Below are 16890 nucleotides of genomic sequence, written 5' to 3'. Positions count from 1 at the left end.
GTGGTGCGAGGAGATGAAATCAACTTGGAAAAAAGTTAGAGCTTTGTGTAATTTACAGCGAGCAATTGGGTAAGCTTACTAGCGATTTCTTTTTGATAAGCGACCCGCTTCTGATGTGAACAAATTAATACTGTTTTTATCTGACAAGCGAAATGCAGCATTCGTGCAGCGATCGTCCTAGCATCCAGCTTGCGCTCAACTGAGGTTGCGATCGCCCCCACTCTTCTCTTCCTCAGTTCTACATCGAAACGATTGCGCTGAATCTCTGTAGAATCATCAGCGTACAGTTGTCGCTGCAATCTTCAACATGTCTAAAGGCATCTTCCATCGAATTTTGCTTTTAAACAAAACTTGATTTTTTGTTCGTTAAATCTCCAGTCCTGATCGAGGGTAAATGACATGGCAACGATTCGAGGCACGAACGGCAACAACCGACTGAGAGGAACAAACAGTCGAGATAGCATCTTCGGTCTGGGCGGTAACGATGTCCTACTTGGCTTGAATGCTGACGACCTGCTAGATGGTGGTAGTGGCAACGACACGCTTGAGGGTGGTGCGGGCAACGATACCCTAGAAGGCGGCGGCGGCAGCGACACGCTCGATGGTGGTGCGGGCAACGATCGAATGGAAGGCGGTGGCGGCAACGATGTCTACGTGGTCGACAGCGCAGGCGATCGCGTGATTGAGCGGGGCGGACAGGGCACCGATACTGTTCAAGCGTCAATCAGCTTCAACCTGGGAGCCAACGTTGAAAACCTGACGCTGACGGGCAATCGCAACCTCAACGGCACAGGCAACAACCTCAACAACGTCATTAACGGCAACAGCGGCAACAACACACTGGAGGGCGGCGGCGGCAGCGATACGCTCAATGGCGGCGGTGGAGAAGACACGCTGCTTGGCGGCGACGGCAACGACCAGCTTAACGGCGGCGCGGGCGACGATTCGCTTGACGGTGGGGCAGGTGTTGATGCGCTGGTGGGTGGCGTAGGTAATGATGTCTATTCGGTTGACGATGCGGCAGACAGCATTACTGAAAACGCAGGCGAAGGCAACGATACGGTGAATGCCAGCGTCGACTATGCGATCGGCGCTAACGTTGAAACGCTCAATCTCACCGGAACAGGCAACATCAGCGGCACAGGTAACGACACTGACAACGTCATTAACGGCAACGAAGGCAATAACACGCTCAATGGCGGTGGCGGCAGTGATGTGCTCAACGGTGGCTTGGGAGCCGACACGCTCAATGGCGACGCGGGCAATGATTTTCTCGATGGTGGCTTGGGAGCTGATTTGCTCAATGGCGGGTTGGGCGATGACACCTACGTTGTGGATAATGCGGGCGATCGCGTCAGTGAAGTGGGCGGTGGCGGCATTGATCGTGTGTTTGCCAACTTTTCCGCAACGCTCAGCGCCGATGTCGAAGATCTATTTCTCTTAGGAAGCTCGAACGCCAGCGGTACAGGCAACGAGCTTGCCAACGTGATCGGCGGCAACAGCGGCAGCAACGCTCTCAATGGCGGTGCAGGCAATGACTATCTCGATGGGGGAGCCGGAGCCGATAGCTTGACGGGCGGGCTGGGCGATGACACCTACGTTGTGGATAATGCGGGCGATCGCATCATTGAGGTTGCGGATCAAGGAAACGATACGGTTGTTGCCGCAAGCAGCTACACGCTGAGCGAAAATCTCGAAAACTTGATTCTCACGGGAACAGCAGGCAATCGCGGCGTCGGCAACAGCGCCAACAACATCATCACTGGCAACGAAGGCAACAATGCGCTGGCTGGTGCAGACGGAAACGATGTCCTCAATGGTGGAGCGGGCAACGATTCGCTCGATGGTGGGGCAGGAATTGATACGCTTGTCGGCGGCCTGGGCAACGACACCTACATCGTCAGCGACAGCACCGATCGAATTGTTGAAGATGCGGGCGGTGGCTTTGACATTGTGCAGGCGAGCAGCGACTTCAGCCTGGGAGCCAACGTTGAAAACCTTCAGCTCACTGGAACAGGCAACCTCAGCGGAACGGGCAACGACGGCGACAACTCGATTATCGGAAACGCAGGCAACAACACGCTCAATGGCGGTGCAGGAGTTGATACGCTTGCGGGTGGCGCGGGCGATGACACCTACATCATCAGCGATAGCGGCGATTTGATCGTGGAAACAGCAGGCGGCGGCAATGATGTTGCCAACTCGACTGCGGTTTCTTTCAGCCTCGGCGCCAACGTTGAAACGCTTAATCTACTTGGCACGGCCAGCATCGGAATTGGCAATGCCAACAACAATACAATCAACGGCAACGCAGGCAACAACACGCTAGAAGGTGGCGACGGTAGCGATCTTCTCAACGGTGGCGATGGTGCAGACACACTCAGCGGTGGAGGAGGCAACGACACGCTTAATGGCGGTGCGGGAGCCGATGCGCTGCGGGGCGGTTTGGGGAACGACACTTATCTGATCGCGGACGCAACCGATACGGCGATCGACGAAGCGAATGGTGGAACCGATACGGCTCTCCTCAGCGTTAACTTTACGCTGGCAAGCGGCAGCAACATCGAAAACATCGTGCTGGCTGATGGCGTCCTGAACGCAGGCGGCAACGACAGCGACAACTCGATTCAAGGCAATGCAGGCAACAACTCGATCTCTGGCGGCGCGGGCAACGACATTCTCAACGGCAATGGCGGCACCGACACGCTGTTAGGCGGTGCGGGCAATGACACCTACTTCATCGACGACCCCACTGACGTTGCAACCGAACAAGCAGACGCAGGCATCGACACGATCATCTCCAACAGCAGCTACACGCTCGGTGCAAACCTGGAGAATTTGACGCTGACGGCTGAGGCAGGTGACGCGATCGGCGTGGGTAGCGCTGTCAACAACACGATCATCGGCAACGCAGGCAACAACTTCCTCGATGGTGGTGCGGGAGTCGATCGCCTCGTGGGTGGCGCAGGCGACGATAGCTATGTCGTGGATAACAGCGGCGACGTGGTGGTGGAACTCGCAAACGGTGGAAATGACACGGTGATCGCGCTGGTCAACTACACGCTGGGCGTCGAAGTCGAGAATTTGATTCTCGGCCAAGGTGCGGGCAACATCAGCGGCACGGGCAACGCTGTTGACAACACGATCATCGGCAATGAAGGCAACAACAGCCTCAGCGGTGTAGCAGGCAACGACAGCATTGATGGCGGTGCGGGCAACGACACGCTCGATGGTGGATTGGGAATCGATACGCTCACGGGTGGCGCGGGCAACGATACCTATGTTGTCGATAACCTGGAAGATGTGGTCGTGGAAAGCGACGCAGCAGGCGGCACGTTAGACACGGTGCGATCGAGCGTTGACTACACGCTAGGCGAAAATTTAGAACGGCTGGAACTTACAGGCACCGCCGCAACAGGCGTAGGCAACGCAGCCGCTAACACAATCCTTGGCAACGCAGCGGATAACCTGCTAGATGGACTCGGTGGTACAGATCTGCTGGTTGGTGGTGCGGGCAACGATATCTACTTCATCGAAACGGGTGACACCGTGCTCGAAGAAGTGAACGGCGGCATTGACACGATCAACTCAAACGGCGGCTACTCGCTGCGTCCGAATCAAGAAAACTTGACGCTGCTGGGCGATGGCGACTTTTTCGGCACAGGCAACGCGCTCAACAACACGATCATCGGCAACGACGGCAGCAATGACCTGGACGGCAGAGCAGGCGTGGATACGCTGCAAGGCGGCTTAGGCGACGACACCTACACCGTTGACAACGCCGCCGATGAGGTGGTCGAAGAAGACGGGGCGGGCAATGATACGGTGCGATCGACCATCACCTACACCCTGAGCACCAACCTCGAAAATCTAACGCTGTTGGGCAGAGCCAACATCAACGGCATAGGCAATGAGGGCAACAACACAATCATCGGAAACGATGGAGTGAACCTGCTCGATGGTGGTGCGGGTGACGATAATTTGCAGGGCGGCAGAGGCAACGACACCTACCTGGTCGATAGTGAAGGCGATGTGGTGACAGAAGCCGCTGATGCTGGAATTGATACGGTCGGTGCCAGCATTACTTACAGCCTTGGTGCCAACCTTGAGAATTTGAACCTCGAAGGCGAAGAGGCGATCGACGGCACAGGTAACGATCTCAACAACATCATCCGAGGCAACAACAACAACAACACGCTCAATGGCGGCGACGGCAGAGACACGCTGATCGGCTTGGCTGGCGACGACACCTACTTTTTGGGAGCGGGCGATCGCATCTTGGAAGGTGCGGATGCGGGCATTGATCTCGTCAACGCTGCCGTTTCCTTCACCCTGAGCGCAAATTTGGAAAACCTCGTCTTGCAAGCGGGCGCAGGCAACCTGATCGGCAGAGGCAATGCGTTTGACAACACGATCACCGGAAACGAAGGAAACAACTTGCTCAATGGCGATCTGGGAGCAGACACGCTCACGGGTGGCGGTGGCAACGATACCTACATCGTGGATAGCCTCGATGACGTGGTGACAGAAGCGTTGGAGACCGATGGACTCGATCTGGTGCAGTCCAGCGTTTCGTTCACCCTGGGCGAGAATCTAGAAAACCTGACGCTGACGGGAACCGCCAGCATTGACGGCACAGGCAACGCGCTCGACAACTCGATCGCCGGGAACAGCGCCAACAACACGATCGACGGCAGCACGGGCGCAGACATCATGGCTGGTGCTAGAGGCGACGACACCTATTTTGTTGATAACCTGGGCGATCGCGTCATCGAACTTCCGGGCGGCGGCAACGATACCGTCTTCACCAGTGTGGACTTTTCTTTCTCGCTCAATCCCAACATTGAGTCGGTTTCGATCGTCGGCAGCGAAAACGTCAACCTGATTGGTGACGATCGCGCCAACACTTTGATCGGCAACAGTGGCAACAACACTTTGTTGGGACTTGGCGGTAATGATCTGCTGATTGGCAACGAGGGCAACGACTTCCTCGATGGCGGTACGGGTGCCGATGTGATGAACGGCGGCGCAGGTGACGATACTCTCCTGGTGGATAGCGTCAGCGATCGCATCATTGCGGTGGAAAACGATGGCATTGATACCGTCATTTCTTCGGTCTCCTACACGCTGACGGAAAATCTGGAAAACCTCACCTTGATCGGCAATGCGATCGTCGGTCAGGGCAACAGTCTCAATAACGTCATCATTGGCAACAACCTCAGCAACACGCTGTTGGGGCTGCAAGGCGATGACACGCTCACGGGCAATGATGGCAACGACACGCTGTTAGGCGGCGAGGGCGTTGATGCCCTGAACGGCGGCGAGGGCAACGATGTTTATGGTGTGGACAATGCTGGCGATACCGTCGTCGATTCGGGCGGGATCGATCGCGTCCAAGCGCTGATCAGCTACAGCCTGGGCGAGGGCATCGAAAACTTAACCTTGCTGGGCACAGCAGCAGACGGACGCGGCAACGACCTCAACAACACGATCATCGGGAACGAGGGTGATAACTTCCTTGACGGTGAAGCGGGAGCCGATTTGCTCAATGGCGGTGCAGGCGGCAACGACACCTACATCGTGGACAATCTGGGCGATCGTGTCGAAGATGCGGGCGCAGGCATTGACCTGGTGGAGTCGAGCGTGTCGTTTACGCTGGGCAGCACGCTGGAAAATCTGACGCTCACTGGAACAGATGCGATCGTTGGCGTGGGCAACAGTCTCAACAACACGATTCGCGGCAACGACGGCGACAACACGATCGACGGTCGTGCAGGCGCAGACACGATGATCGGCGGCTTAGGCAACGACAGCTTTATCGTGGACGACTTGGGCGACACCGTCACGGATGCAGGCGTCGGCCTAGATAGCGTCACGTCCAGCGTCTCCTTCACCCTGGGCGCAAATTTGGAAAATCTTTTCCTGACAGGTGCAGCGGCGGAAGGCATCGGCAACAACCTCAACAACACGATCGTCGGCAACAACAACGACAACACGATCGATGGTCGCGAAGGAGCCGATGCGCTCAGCGGCGGCTTGGGCAACGACACCTACGTTGTGGACAACTTCGGCGATACCGTGACGGAAACTGGAGCGGGAATCGATCGCGTCGTGTCCACCGTAGCGTTTACGCTCGGCGATCTGCTCGAAAACCTAACGCTGATTGGCACTGCCGATCGAGGCATCGGCAACGACCTAAACAACACCATCATCGGCAACGAGGCCAACAACTTCCTCGATGGCGGACTTGGAGCCGACCAGCTTGAAGGCGGTGAGGGCGGCGATACCTACACCATTAATGAGGCGGGCGATCGAATTATCGAAACGGGAACCAGAGGCGTCGATCGCGTCATCTCCAGCATCTCGTTTACCCTGGCCGACAATCTGGAAAACCTCGACCTGATTGGCACAGCCGCAACGGGCGTTGGCAACCGTTCCAACAACACCATCAACGGCAATGAGGCCAACAACTTCCTCGATGGCGGACTTGGAGCCGACCAGCTCAACGGCGGCGCAGGCAGCGACAGCTATCTGGTCGATGATGTGGGCGATCGCGTTACGGATTCGGGAGCCGACCCAGCCGACATCGACACGGTATTCTCCTTCGTGTCATTTACGCTGGGTGCGAACCTAGACACTCTGGTGCTGCTGGGCGACAACGGCGTTAGCGGCGTCGGCAACGAGCTTGCCAACACGATCGTGGGCAACGTCGGCAATAACCTGTTGATCGGTGGCTTGGGTGATGACGTGCTGGCGGGCGGCATTGGCAGCGATGACTTGCAGGGCGGAGGCGGAAACGACACCTACTTCGTAGACAACACGGGCGATCGGGTTTCAGAAGCGGTCAACGCCGGACTGGATACGGTTTTCTCGACGGCTTCCTTCACCCTGCGCGACAACGTTGAAAACCTGACGCTGACGGGTGAAGACAACATTGACGGCACAGGCAATCGCGATGCCAACACAATTATCGGCAACAGCGGCGACAACCGCATCGACGGCGGATTTGGAATTGATACGCTCGAAGGCGGCGAGGGCAACGACACCTACACCGTTGATAATGCGGGCGATACGGTAATTGAAGCCGCCGATCAAGGTACGGACGCCATCATTGCCAGCATCAGCTACACGCTGGGCGACAACATCGAAAACTTGCTGCTCACGGTTGGCAGTCTTAACCTGGTGGCCGCTGGCAACGACCTCGACAACACGATCGTCGGCAACGACGGCAACAACGTGATCGACGGTGGCCTCGGAGCCGACACGATGTTTGGCGGACGCGGCAACGATACCTACACCGTAGACGACAGCCAAGACCTGGTTCTAGATGAGGCAGGCATTGATGTCGTGAACGCCAGCGTTGATTTCGATTTGTCTACACGCGGCACTGCGGTCGAAGTGCTGAACCTGCAAGGGTTGGCGATCAGCGGCACAGGCAACAACCTCGACAACACCATCAACGGCACTGACGCGAACAACGTCCTCGGCGGTGGTGCGGGCAATGATGTCTTGAATGGTGGTGCGGGAGCCGACGAACTGCGCGGCGGCGAAGGCGACGATACCTACTTGGCCGTTGGCGAAGGCGATCGCGTGCTGGAAGAAGTCAACCAAGGCCGCGATCTTGTTTTTGCAACCGTCAACTTCTCGCTCGATGCTCCCGTCGAAAATTTGGTTTTGGTGGCGGGAGCAGGCGATCTCGAAGGTCGAGGTAACGATCTGGTCAACTCGATCACGGGCAACGAGGGAAATAACCTGCTCGATGGCGGTGCGGGTGCTGATGTGCTGACGGGCGGTGCGGGCAACGATACCTATGTGGTCGATACGCTCGACGATCGCGTGGTTGAAATCAACACAGGCGGAACGAGCGATACGATCATCGCGCTGCTCGACTACACGCTGCCTCAATTTGTCGAAAACCTAACGCTCCAAAACAATGCGATCGGCGGAATTGGCAACGGCGTCGCCAACACAATCACAGGTAACGCTGCCAACAACTTCCTTGATGGTCGCGCTGGAGCCGATCGCTTAATTGGTGGAGCCGGAAACGACACCTATTTGATCGACAATGCGGGCGATGTAATCGATGAAAGCGGCGGACTTGCGACCGACATCGATTCGGTCTTCAGCACAACCACCTTCTCCCTCACTCCCGAACTGGAAAACCTGACGCTGGTGGCGGGCAACATCGACGGCACAGGTAACGACAGCAACAACACGATCGTCGGCAGCGCAGGCAACAACACTCTAAACGGCGGCTTGGGCGTTGATCAGCTTGAAGGCGGAGCGGGCAATGACATCTATGTGGTCGATTCTGCTGCCGATCGCGTCATCGAGCAGGCAGACGGCGGCACGGATTTGGTTCGCGCTGCGTCCAACTTCTCGCTGAGAGACAATCTGGAAAACCTGGAACTGCTTGGCACAGGCAACTTCAGCGGCACAGGCAACAATCTTGCCAATACGATCACAGGCAATGAGGGCAACAACGCGCTCAATGGCGGCGGCGGAAGCGACCTGCTGCAAGGTGGAGCCGGAAACGATGTTTACATCATCGACGCAGGCGACACGGTGATCGACACGGCGGGCATCGATCGCATCGAAGCAGGCTTTAGCATCGACCTCAGCGTTGGCAATTTCCTACAAATTGAAAACCTGACTTTGACAGGGACAGCAGCGATCGACGCGACGGGCAACACCTCAGCCAACAGCATTCGTGGCAACAGCGGCAACAACTCGATCAGCGGCTTGGCCGGAGATGATTTCTTGATCGGGCAGGGCGGCAACGATACCCTGTTGGGCGGCGTGGGTGCAGATGCGCTTCAGGGTGACGAGGGCGACGACATTCTCAATGGCGGAGCTGGCTCTGACGTTCTCGACGGCGGTGCAGATCTAGATGCCTTTGTCTTCGATACGTCATTAACCATCGAAGGAATCGATACGATCAACAACTTCGTGAGTGGCCAAGATGTAATTCGACTTTCGGCGACGGTCTTTTCTGACCTTAGCTCGGCACTCGATGGTTCGCTTCCAGACAACTCCAACCTGTTCCGCGTTGTGGCGACGGATCAAGCCGCTACGGGCACCAGCGGTACTCAGCCTGGCAACGCGATTGTTGAGTACAGTCAGGCCACAGGTAATTTGTTCTACAACAATCGCCTGTTTGCCACAATTAACCCGCAGAACAGCACTCAGGTAGCAGGGGGAGACATCATCATCATTTCGTAGTCCAACGAGTGATTGATGCAAGCGGGTGTCCGGTTCACTGGATGCCCGCTTTTTTACCACTCCAGCCGCCGCTCCGTCCAACTCCCTGTGATGAACGCGATCGCCCTCCGCCAGTTTCTCAGAACCCTACTCAAATCGCTGCCAGCCGATCGCCCTGCGCCCGAAGGTGGTGAAGCCATCGTGCCCGTTTCGGATGCACCCTTGATTCTGCCGCCGTTTGGGGGAGAGTTGGGGCACGAAGTGCGATCGTTTCTCGGTCGTGTTGAACCTTGGCTGCGATCCGGCTGGAAAATTCTTGCCAAACGACCGGATTTGTATCCGCCAGAAACGGCGATCGTCGATTCGGCCTATTTTGCACAGGAAAGCGTGCTGCTGCAAAAATACGGAGCGGTGCGATTAGGATTGAGCTATCACATTCCCCCTGCGGCCTCGGCACAGCCCGCCCCTGCCAGCTTGACGATCGACTCGCAACTCGCCCAAGCGATTCGTCTTAACGTTGAGAACATTCGCGATTTGGTGCAGGAAGCGCAGTTTGAATCCGAATTGCGATCGCTGTTTGCGCCTTATTTGCTTCGGCGCGATCGTCCGCTCACCGCTTGGGATACAACGCTGCTTTCGGTAACGAATTTCTTGAGCTACGAGCATCTGGCCGACTTCACGAACATCGTGGTGCCTAGCTATCGACCTCATGCCTTTGAGCAGCCGATCGCCACTTGCGATCTCCACATCGGGGTGCAGTTGCGATCGCGTTCCGAGTGGTCGCCCGATCGCAATTCCAATCCGGAGCGCGTCCTCACCTGGGCAAAGCGAGCCGCCGCACATCTGCAACTGCCGATTTTGATCTACGGGCATCCGCAGGGCGCTTATTTGCCAGCGGGATTCATTCACACTGCCGATCGCGGCGTGGAGAATTTGCTGCGGCGTGAACTTGGCTTTTTGCGGCAGTGTCAGGTGATGTTTGCGCCCGATAGCGGCTGGGCCGATTTGATGGCGTGGCTGCAAATTCCGACGCTGATTGAACAAGAAGTTGTCAGCCATGCGTTTACTTGGCTCGCGCCGTTTCGTCCGCGCCTCGCCGTGATCCGTCCCGACGTAGATATCATTGAACAGGTCGATCGCATTCGATCGCAGCCGCAGTCCGTCCCGATTCCCAATCCGAGTGGCGTGCAGGTTTCAACGCCCGATCGCCTCATGCAAATTAAACAAGCTTTCTTAAAATAGGCGGAGTTTTACTGGTGAAATCTTATCAGGTTGTGATTTTGGGCAGCGGCATCAGCGGCGTCGCATTTGCGCGGCTGATGCAGCGAGCTGGGCTGCATGATTTTGTTTTACTAGAAGCTGCTGGTGAAGCAGGTGGACTCTGCCGGACACGCCACATTGACGGGCACTGGCTTGACATCGGCGGCGGACATTTTTTATGCACAAAATATCCAGAAGTGTATGATTTTGTCTTTGCCCACTTGCCCAAAAGCGAATTTAATTTCTTTACACGAGTGTCAAAGCTGGCGATCGAAAATCACGAAATTGATTACCCGATCGAAAGCAATTTGTGGCAGCTTCCGATCGCGCTGCAAACCGAATTTCTCAACAGCGTTTTGCAAAACGGCGAGTCGCGAGGTTTACCTGCTCCCCAACATTTTGAGGACTGGGTGCGCTGGAAACTGGGCGATCGAATTGCCGACAGCTACATGATTCCCTACAACACAAAAATCTGGGGCGTTTCTCCGCAAGAACTTGACATCGACTGGCTGAGCAAGATTCCGAGATTGAATCTAGAAGAAATTATGTTCGCCTGCAAACATCAGCAAGCACCCAGCGGAAAGATGCCCAGCCACGAAGGATTTTACTATCCCAAGCAAGGCGGCTTTCAAACTGTTTTTGACGCGATCGCTCGTCCCGTTCAAAATCACATTCAACTCAATACGCCAGCGATCAATGTGGCAATTTTTAGTGAAAGAATTATCGTGAATGATGAATTTGAAGCGGCGATCGTGATTAATACCGTTCCCTGGTCAAAGCTGAATTTTGAATTTGCTTCACCAGAGATTGAGCGATCGATCGCTCAGCTTCAGCACAACTCAATTACCGTTTCTCTGCATGAGCAACCGAAGCATCTCACAGCACACTGGATTTATGAACCTGATCTGAATTTACGTCATCACCGCCGCTTCTTTATTCACAATTTTGCGCCGCACAGCCGCAAAGATGGCGTGTATTTTGAGACGAATCAAAAGCGCTGGTCTACTTCAACGGATGTCGTTTATTTTCACCACAATGAATATGCTTATCCCATTCCGACGCTCGGTCGGGCGCAGGCGATCGATCGCGTTTTGAGCTACATGCGCGATCGTCAAATTTTCGGCCTCGGTCGATGGGGACAGTGGCAATATTTCAACAGTGATGTTTGCATCTGGGAAGCAATGAAGCTGTTTCGATCGCTATTTCAAGCTGTGCCTATTCGACCTGTAGGAGTGCGCTAATGCTGAACGCAAACGCCACAATTTCACTGCTCGCACCGACGCGAGGACGACCCGAGCAAGCAGTTCGATTAGCCTTGAGCGTTCTGCAAACTGCCAGCCAACCGAAGCGAGTCGAACTGCTGTTCTATGTCGATAACAACGACGCTGAACAGACTAATTATATTCAAGCCTTTCAGCAACACAAATCGCAGTTCGATCGATTTTTGCGCTGCGCTTTGATGATTGGCGAACCGATCGGAATTTCTAAAGCTTGGAACGAATTAGCTGCTCGCAGTCAAGGTGACTTACTGGTTATGGCGGCAGACGATCAAACTTACAATACAACAGGGTGGGACGATCGATTACTATCAGAAATTCAGCGATTTGAAGATGAAATTTTTTGTGCCTGGTTTAATGATGGACACTGGGGCGCGAAGCTATGCACGTTTCCGATCGTCAGTCGTCGCTGGTGTTTAACCTTAGGGTATTTCACCACTGGACTGTTTGAATGTTTGTATGATGATTTGTGGATTATGGATTTAGCGCAGCGGCTCGATCGACTGCACTATATTCCAAATGTTTTAACTGAGCATTTGCACTGGAGCTATGGCAAATCTGAAATTGACGCAACCTATGAATGGAAGCAGGTCAATTCAGAAGGGCAGCTTAAGCCTGCGGTGCGTCGAGACATGAATTTGTTTAGCCGCACTGCGCCCTATCGCGAAACGGATGCACGGCGATTAATGCAGCAGATGAATTTGCCGTTGCAATCTTTAAAATCCGGTCTAGCGCTGATGGGAGAAGCCAGCATTTTCGTAGAAGAAACGCCGCTACCTGTTCGCTCCTTAGACTCGCGTAGCGAATCGATTCAGCCCACGATCGCCAATCTTCATTTGCCCAATCAAACCGAATGCAAATTGCTTTTGAAGCCGAACCTACCGAAGCAGCAGCAAATGCTACTGGCCTTTCAGCAGGGAAGATACTATCAGCCAGCAGCGTCACAACTGCTGATGCAACTGTTGCAGCCTGGGGATAGTTTTGTCGATTTAGATGCTGAAATTGGCTACTTTGTGGCACTAGCAGCGAAGACAGTAGGCGATCGCGGTAAAGTCATTGCGATCGAATCAAACTGTGATCATTACGCACAGCTACTCGAAACCATTCGCCTCAATCGTTTTCCTCAGGTGCAAGCGACGCAAGCAGAAGTGGACGCCACGCTGATCGATCGCCTGTTGGTTGAATCGCCAAAGTTATTGAAGCTGCCGATCGATCAAGCGGTTCGGTTGCTGTTGGCTTTGAGAAGCGATCGCACAGCTCCCAATCTGCTTTGTGAGGTCAAAACTGGATTTTCAAACTGGCAAGATTTTGAGCAAACTTTAGCGGCGAGTGGCTACACGGCTCACGAACTGACGGTGAAAGGATTGCAGTCGATCGGGCAGACTGTCCGCGAAGGAAGCTATTTGCTGCTGAGGACGGTATAGATGCAGAAAGAGCGCCGACGACTGACCGTGTTTCGTCTCGGCGCTCTTGCTGGTTCGCTCCTCACACTCCAATACAGTAGCAGACTCCTCTTGATTTGTCACCCTTTTGTAGGAAATATGTCGCAGATATGACAAAACGCAACCTAGAGCAATTTTGGCGCATCCAGATCTAGAGCGTTGAGCAGCACTTGCAGCAGTTGTTGGCCTGCCCAGGTTAAGCCCAACCGTGCTTGTGCCAAAGGTAAATCTTCTTTAAATTCGCTCCAGATTCGGCAGGCGGCATGAAAGGCGTCAAGCTGGCAGCTAAGGCTAACCGCTTGTTTCCACAGTCGATCGCTCGTCTGCTCCAAAGCCAGCGCATCAACCGCATCAAACAGCAAGCCGATCGCTTGCCGCTCAGCCTGCTGTTGCAGCCGCAAGTTACCCTTGCGCGTTAGCCAGGGCAGTGCAGGCGGCGGCAGCGATCGCTCAAACCAACCTTCTCGCCCTGCCGATTGCAGCAGCATCCAGCAGCGGGCATGAACGTACTGCACGCGAAAAAGCTGGTCAGGCGGACGCGATCGCTCAACATGCAGTTCGGACGTGCAGCCTGTTGGAACGGCCAGCAATCGCTGTAATTCAGCCGCAATGTTCGGTTCGCTGGCCTGAAGGCGGAGAAGACCGGATGGACTGGTGTGAATCTGCCAGCCTTCGACCACCGTAACAGTGGCGGCAATTTCGGCAGCTACAACTGCGGGCGATCGCTGCTGCTGGGCGGCGAGTTTGCGGGCGATCGCGCTTTCGTAGCAAATCGGCCACTGGGCAGAGTGGCGGCGAAGTGGCGCAATGGGTTCGCAAAGCGAAGTCGCGATCGATCGGCTCAGGGACAAAGCAAATGAGCGAGTTTGAAAAAAATCTTTACAAGTTTGGTTTGACCAGCTCGGTATTTTTGCAGACATTAGACTGGGCTTGCAACAGCGCGATCGCCAGACTCCGCACGATCGCGTAGGATAAGCAGACAGCGTGGATCAATTCACAACTTAAATGCGCCAATTTTGCAAAGAACGGATAAAACTTAATCAGGGAAAATAGCGCGATCGTAGTCTGCAACTGTAGAAATGTGACAAAATGCACATCTGTCCGTACTTTTCCCTACTTTAATAAAAAGCGATGAAGTTAAGCTAGTTCTACCGTGTCCCAAATAAAGCCGATTTGAGAAGTTGTGTCGAATGCGCGGTGCGCTCAGCCAGTTGCGGCTAGCAGCTTCTTGACGGACTACCTTGAACTCTCCCTATGTACTCAGTGAACCCCTATGTACTCAGTGAACACACAATCCGAGACCGCAAGACCGTTTCTGACTTGGCAGCGCATTCTCGACTGGGCGCAAGAGCATTATCGCTGTCGCACGTTTGCCAAAGACGAAAAGATTCCGACGCGCCCCGGTTTGCTCTATCTGGTACAGCGGGGCGCTGTGCGCTTGGTGGGTGAAGCCCAAGTCAGCGCCACGCCGAGCAATTCGCGCTTGCCCCGCATCAACTCCGAAGAAGCATTTTTGGGCTTTGTGGGTGCGGGTCAACCATTTGAGATTGTTTCGCAGTCTCCATTCACGCTGCAAAGCTTCGCCCATGTCGATCAAACAGCGGTGATCTGGCTCTACTGGCATGATTTAGACAACTGGCCGCACTTCCGTCGTGAAGTGCTAGACGCCTTTCGCTATCAACATCAGCGCAAACTGTTGTGGCTGAGCACTTTGGGTCAAAGGCGAACGATCGATCGCCTCCTCGGTTTCCTGACGCTGCTGATCGAAGAGTTTGGCGAACCTTGTGAGGAAGGCTACTGCCTGCCTTGGGCGCTCACTCATGCTCAGATTGGCAGCGCGATCGGTTCAACGCGCGTCACCGTCACGCGATTGATGGGTAAATTGCGGCAGCGCGGCTTGATTCGATCGTATGGCGATAATCTGTTGTGCATCCCAGCGGAGTCGGCTGTGCTTCAGCGCTAACGAATCGGGACAAAGCCTGCTTGCCTCAACAGGTCTTGTCCCTGCCTTGTCAGCAGCAGGTTGGCATACGCCTCGCCTGCTTGCTGATCGGACTGGCCGTTTTGCTTCACGATCACAAACAGTCGGCGCGTCAGCGGATAGTTATCGCGCAGCGCGTCCAGGTCAAGCTGCGTCCGCTGACCTGGACACTGCGGCGACAGAAAAATTTGCCCCTGATAGGGCGCGACAAACTGACCTGATTGCCGTCCGATCGCCAATGACTTCACAGTACAACGGCAAGTTGCGAATTTGGGTTACGCCTAGATTAAGGAATCGGCACAAAATCGTAGCCAAAGCCCGATCGATTTCCGGTTTTGACTGTGACAAGCTGCACGCCCTGATTGCGATCGCCCGAAGGCAAAAACCGCACCGTTTCCGACGCACCTTGAGCCGAGAAATCGGGCGATCGCAAGGCTTGCTCAACCCCGTCACGAGTCGGGTTACGTCCCAAAGCGGCAATCAAAGCCGCAGCAGCGTCATACGTCATTGCCGTGCGCCAGTTGACATCGCCACCCCAAAGCTGACGTGATTCGTTCACAAACGGTGTGCCCTGATGCGCCAGGACGTGCCAGGGAACTGCAACAATCATGTCAACGGCAGAAGCCCCACCGACTTCGAGCGTTTTCGGTGAATAGACATCATCGCCGCCGAGCAGCTTGAGGCGATTGCCGTTGACTTCGGCGACTTGCAAAGCGCGATCGAGCAAGCCGGAATTGGGAAACAGAGCGAGAACCGTTGCCTGCTGTGCGATCGCTTCATTGACGCTTTGAGCCGGACTGAAGCCGCCCTGCGACAAATCATATTCGTTTGTTACCTGTGCGCCTCCGAGAGACAGAGCCGTGACAAATTCCGATTTGAGCGACTGACTGTAGCCGCTTTGAGAATTGAAGAAAACTGCCGATCGCTGCTCATTCAGCGTGGTTTGCATGTAGTTGGCGAGCGCGCGAGCGGCCACGTAGTCGCTCGGTACGGTGCGGAAGGTGTAGGGACTGAGGCCAGAGAGCTTCACAGACGTACTGACGGGCGAAATTGAAACGAGTTTTCCCTGCGTGTAGACTTCTGAGGCGGCGATCGTCGTGTCGCTGGCAAAGTGACCCACCACGCCTAGCACATCTGGATCGGCTACTAAAGCGGCTGCTACCTCCTTGACCGTATCCGCACTGTCGTCATCGTTCGCGATGAGTACCTTCAGCGGAACGTTGCCAATGCCGCCCGCCTGATTAACGGCATTTTGTGCTTGGGCGACGCCGCGCAGCATTTCTTTTGCGCCGTTGATGTCGCTGCCGATCGGCACAGAAACCGCAATTTCATACGATCGATTCGTGCCGATCCGCGCGTTGTTGAGGTAGATCAGCGCTTCGGGATCGTTGGGTCGCGATCGCAACGACGCTTCTAACCGAGTCACCGCTTCGCCAAAATTGCCCGCTTTAATTGCGTCGATGCCCGCCTGCTTATCGGGTGTGACATCGTCGGAAACCAAAATGCGATCGCCTGTGCTGAGTCGATCGCTCACCTGTTCGATCGAGCTTCCTCCGCTTCCTCCGGTGCCGCCCGTTCCGCTATTTCCACTGAGGCCGGGGATTTGATTGCGAAAGAATCCTAGCCCAAGCGCGATCAGAACGCCTGTAATCAGCAGCGCAAGGAACAGGATCAGCGTTTCGTTTTTCGGTTTGGTGGACATGGCAGCGGTGAATCGCGGAAGTGTATT

At 55.0% G+C, this 16890-nt stretch carries 8 protein-coding genes; 5 read left to right on the top strand and 3 right to left on the bottom strand.

The window, feature by feature from the left end; genetic code table 11:
* Positions 1 to 399 precede the first annotated feature (399 nt).
* The 4 genes from H6F67_RS06850 to H6F67_RS06835 are packed head-to-tail and all read left to right on the top strand — an operon-like array spanning position 400 to position 13162.
* Positions 400 to 9222, top strand: coding sequence for a calcium-binding protein (locus H6F67_RS06850; RefSeq protein WP_190764622.1), 8823 nt, complete (start codon positions 400 to 402; stop codon positions 9220 to 9222).
* A 15-nt stretch (positions 9223 to 9237) separates the two neighbouring features.
* Positions 9238 to 10443, top strand: a complete 1206-nt coding sequence (locus tag H6F67_RS06845) for a hypothetical protein (RefSeq protein WP_190764620.1) — start codon at positions 9238 to 9240, stop codon at positions 10441 to 10443.
* A 14-nt stretch (positions 10444 to 10457) separates the two neighbouring features.
* A complete protein-coding gene (locus H6F67_RS06840; protein WP_190764618.1) occupies positions 10458 to 11702 on the top strand; it encodes an FAD-dependent oxidoreductase in 1245 nt (414 codons plus the stop codon).
* Positions 11702 to 13162 (top strand): hypothetical protein, encoded by a 1461-nt coding sequence (locus H6F67_RS06835; RefSeq protein ID WP_190764616.1) that lies wholly within the window; start codon positions 11702 to 11704, stop codon positions 13160 to 13162. Before H6F67_RS06840 ends, H6F67_RS06835 begins: the two co-directional genes overlap by 1 nt.
* Positions 13163 to 13305: 143 nt before the next feature.
* Here H6F67_RS06835 and H6F67_RS06830 read toward each other — a convergent pair whose 3' ends face one another.
* Positions 13306 to 14031 carry a DALR anticodon-binding domain-containing protein gene (locus H6F67_RS06830; protein ID WP_190764614.1) on the bottom strand — a complete coding sequence of 242 codons (726 nt, stop codon included), beginning with the start codon at positions 14029 to 14031 and terminating at the stop codon, positions 13306 to 13308.
* A gap of 422 nt (positions 14032 to 14453) precedes the next feature.
* Here H6F67_RS06830 and H6F67_RS06825 point away from each other — a divergent pair, with 422 nt between their 5' ends.
* A complete protein-coding gene (locus tag H6F67_RS06825) occupies positions 14454 to 15143 on the top strand; it encodes a Crp/Fnr family transcriptional regulator (protein ID WP_190764612.1) in 690 nt (229 codons plus the stop codon).
* Here H6F67_RS06825 and H6F67_RS06820 read toward each other — a convergent pair.
* Together H6F67_RS06820 and H6F67_RS06815 are read right to left on the bottom strand one after the other, a co-directional pair.
* Positions 15140 to 15409, bottom strand: a complete 270-nt coding sequence (locus H6F67_RS06820; protein WP_190764610.1) for a hypothetical protein — start codon at positions 15407 to 15409, stop codon at positions 15140 to 15142. The genes H6F67_RS06825 and H6F67_RS06820 overlap by 4 nt on opposite strands.
* 38 nt (positions 15410 to 15447) lie before the next feature.
* The gene (locus H6F67_RS06815) at positions 15448 to 16863 is read right to left on the bottom strand and encodes an ABC transporter substrate-binding protein (RefSeq protein WP_190764608.1); all 1416 of its coding nucleotides are present in this window, start codon (positions 16861 to 16863) and stop codon (positions 15448 to 15450) included.
* Between the last annotated feature and the right edge of the window lie 27 nt (positions 16864 to 16890).

The organism is Microcoleus sp. FACHB-1515 (genome assembly GCF_014696105.1).
Classification (GTDB): domain Bacteria; phylum Cyanobacteriota; class Cyanobacteriia; order Elainellales; family Elainellaceae; genus JAAUTJ01.
Note: the sequence above shows the minus strand (reverse complement) of the source record. Positions and strands in the feature narration are given on the sequence as shown.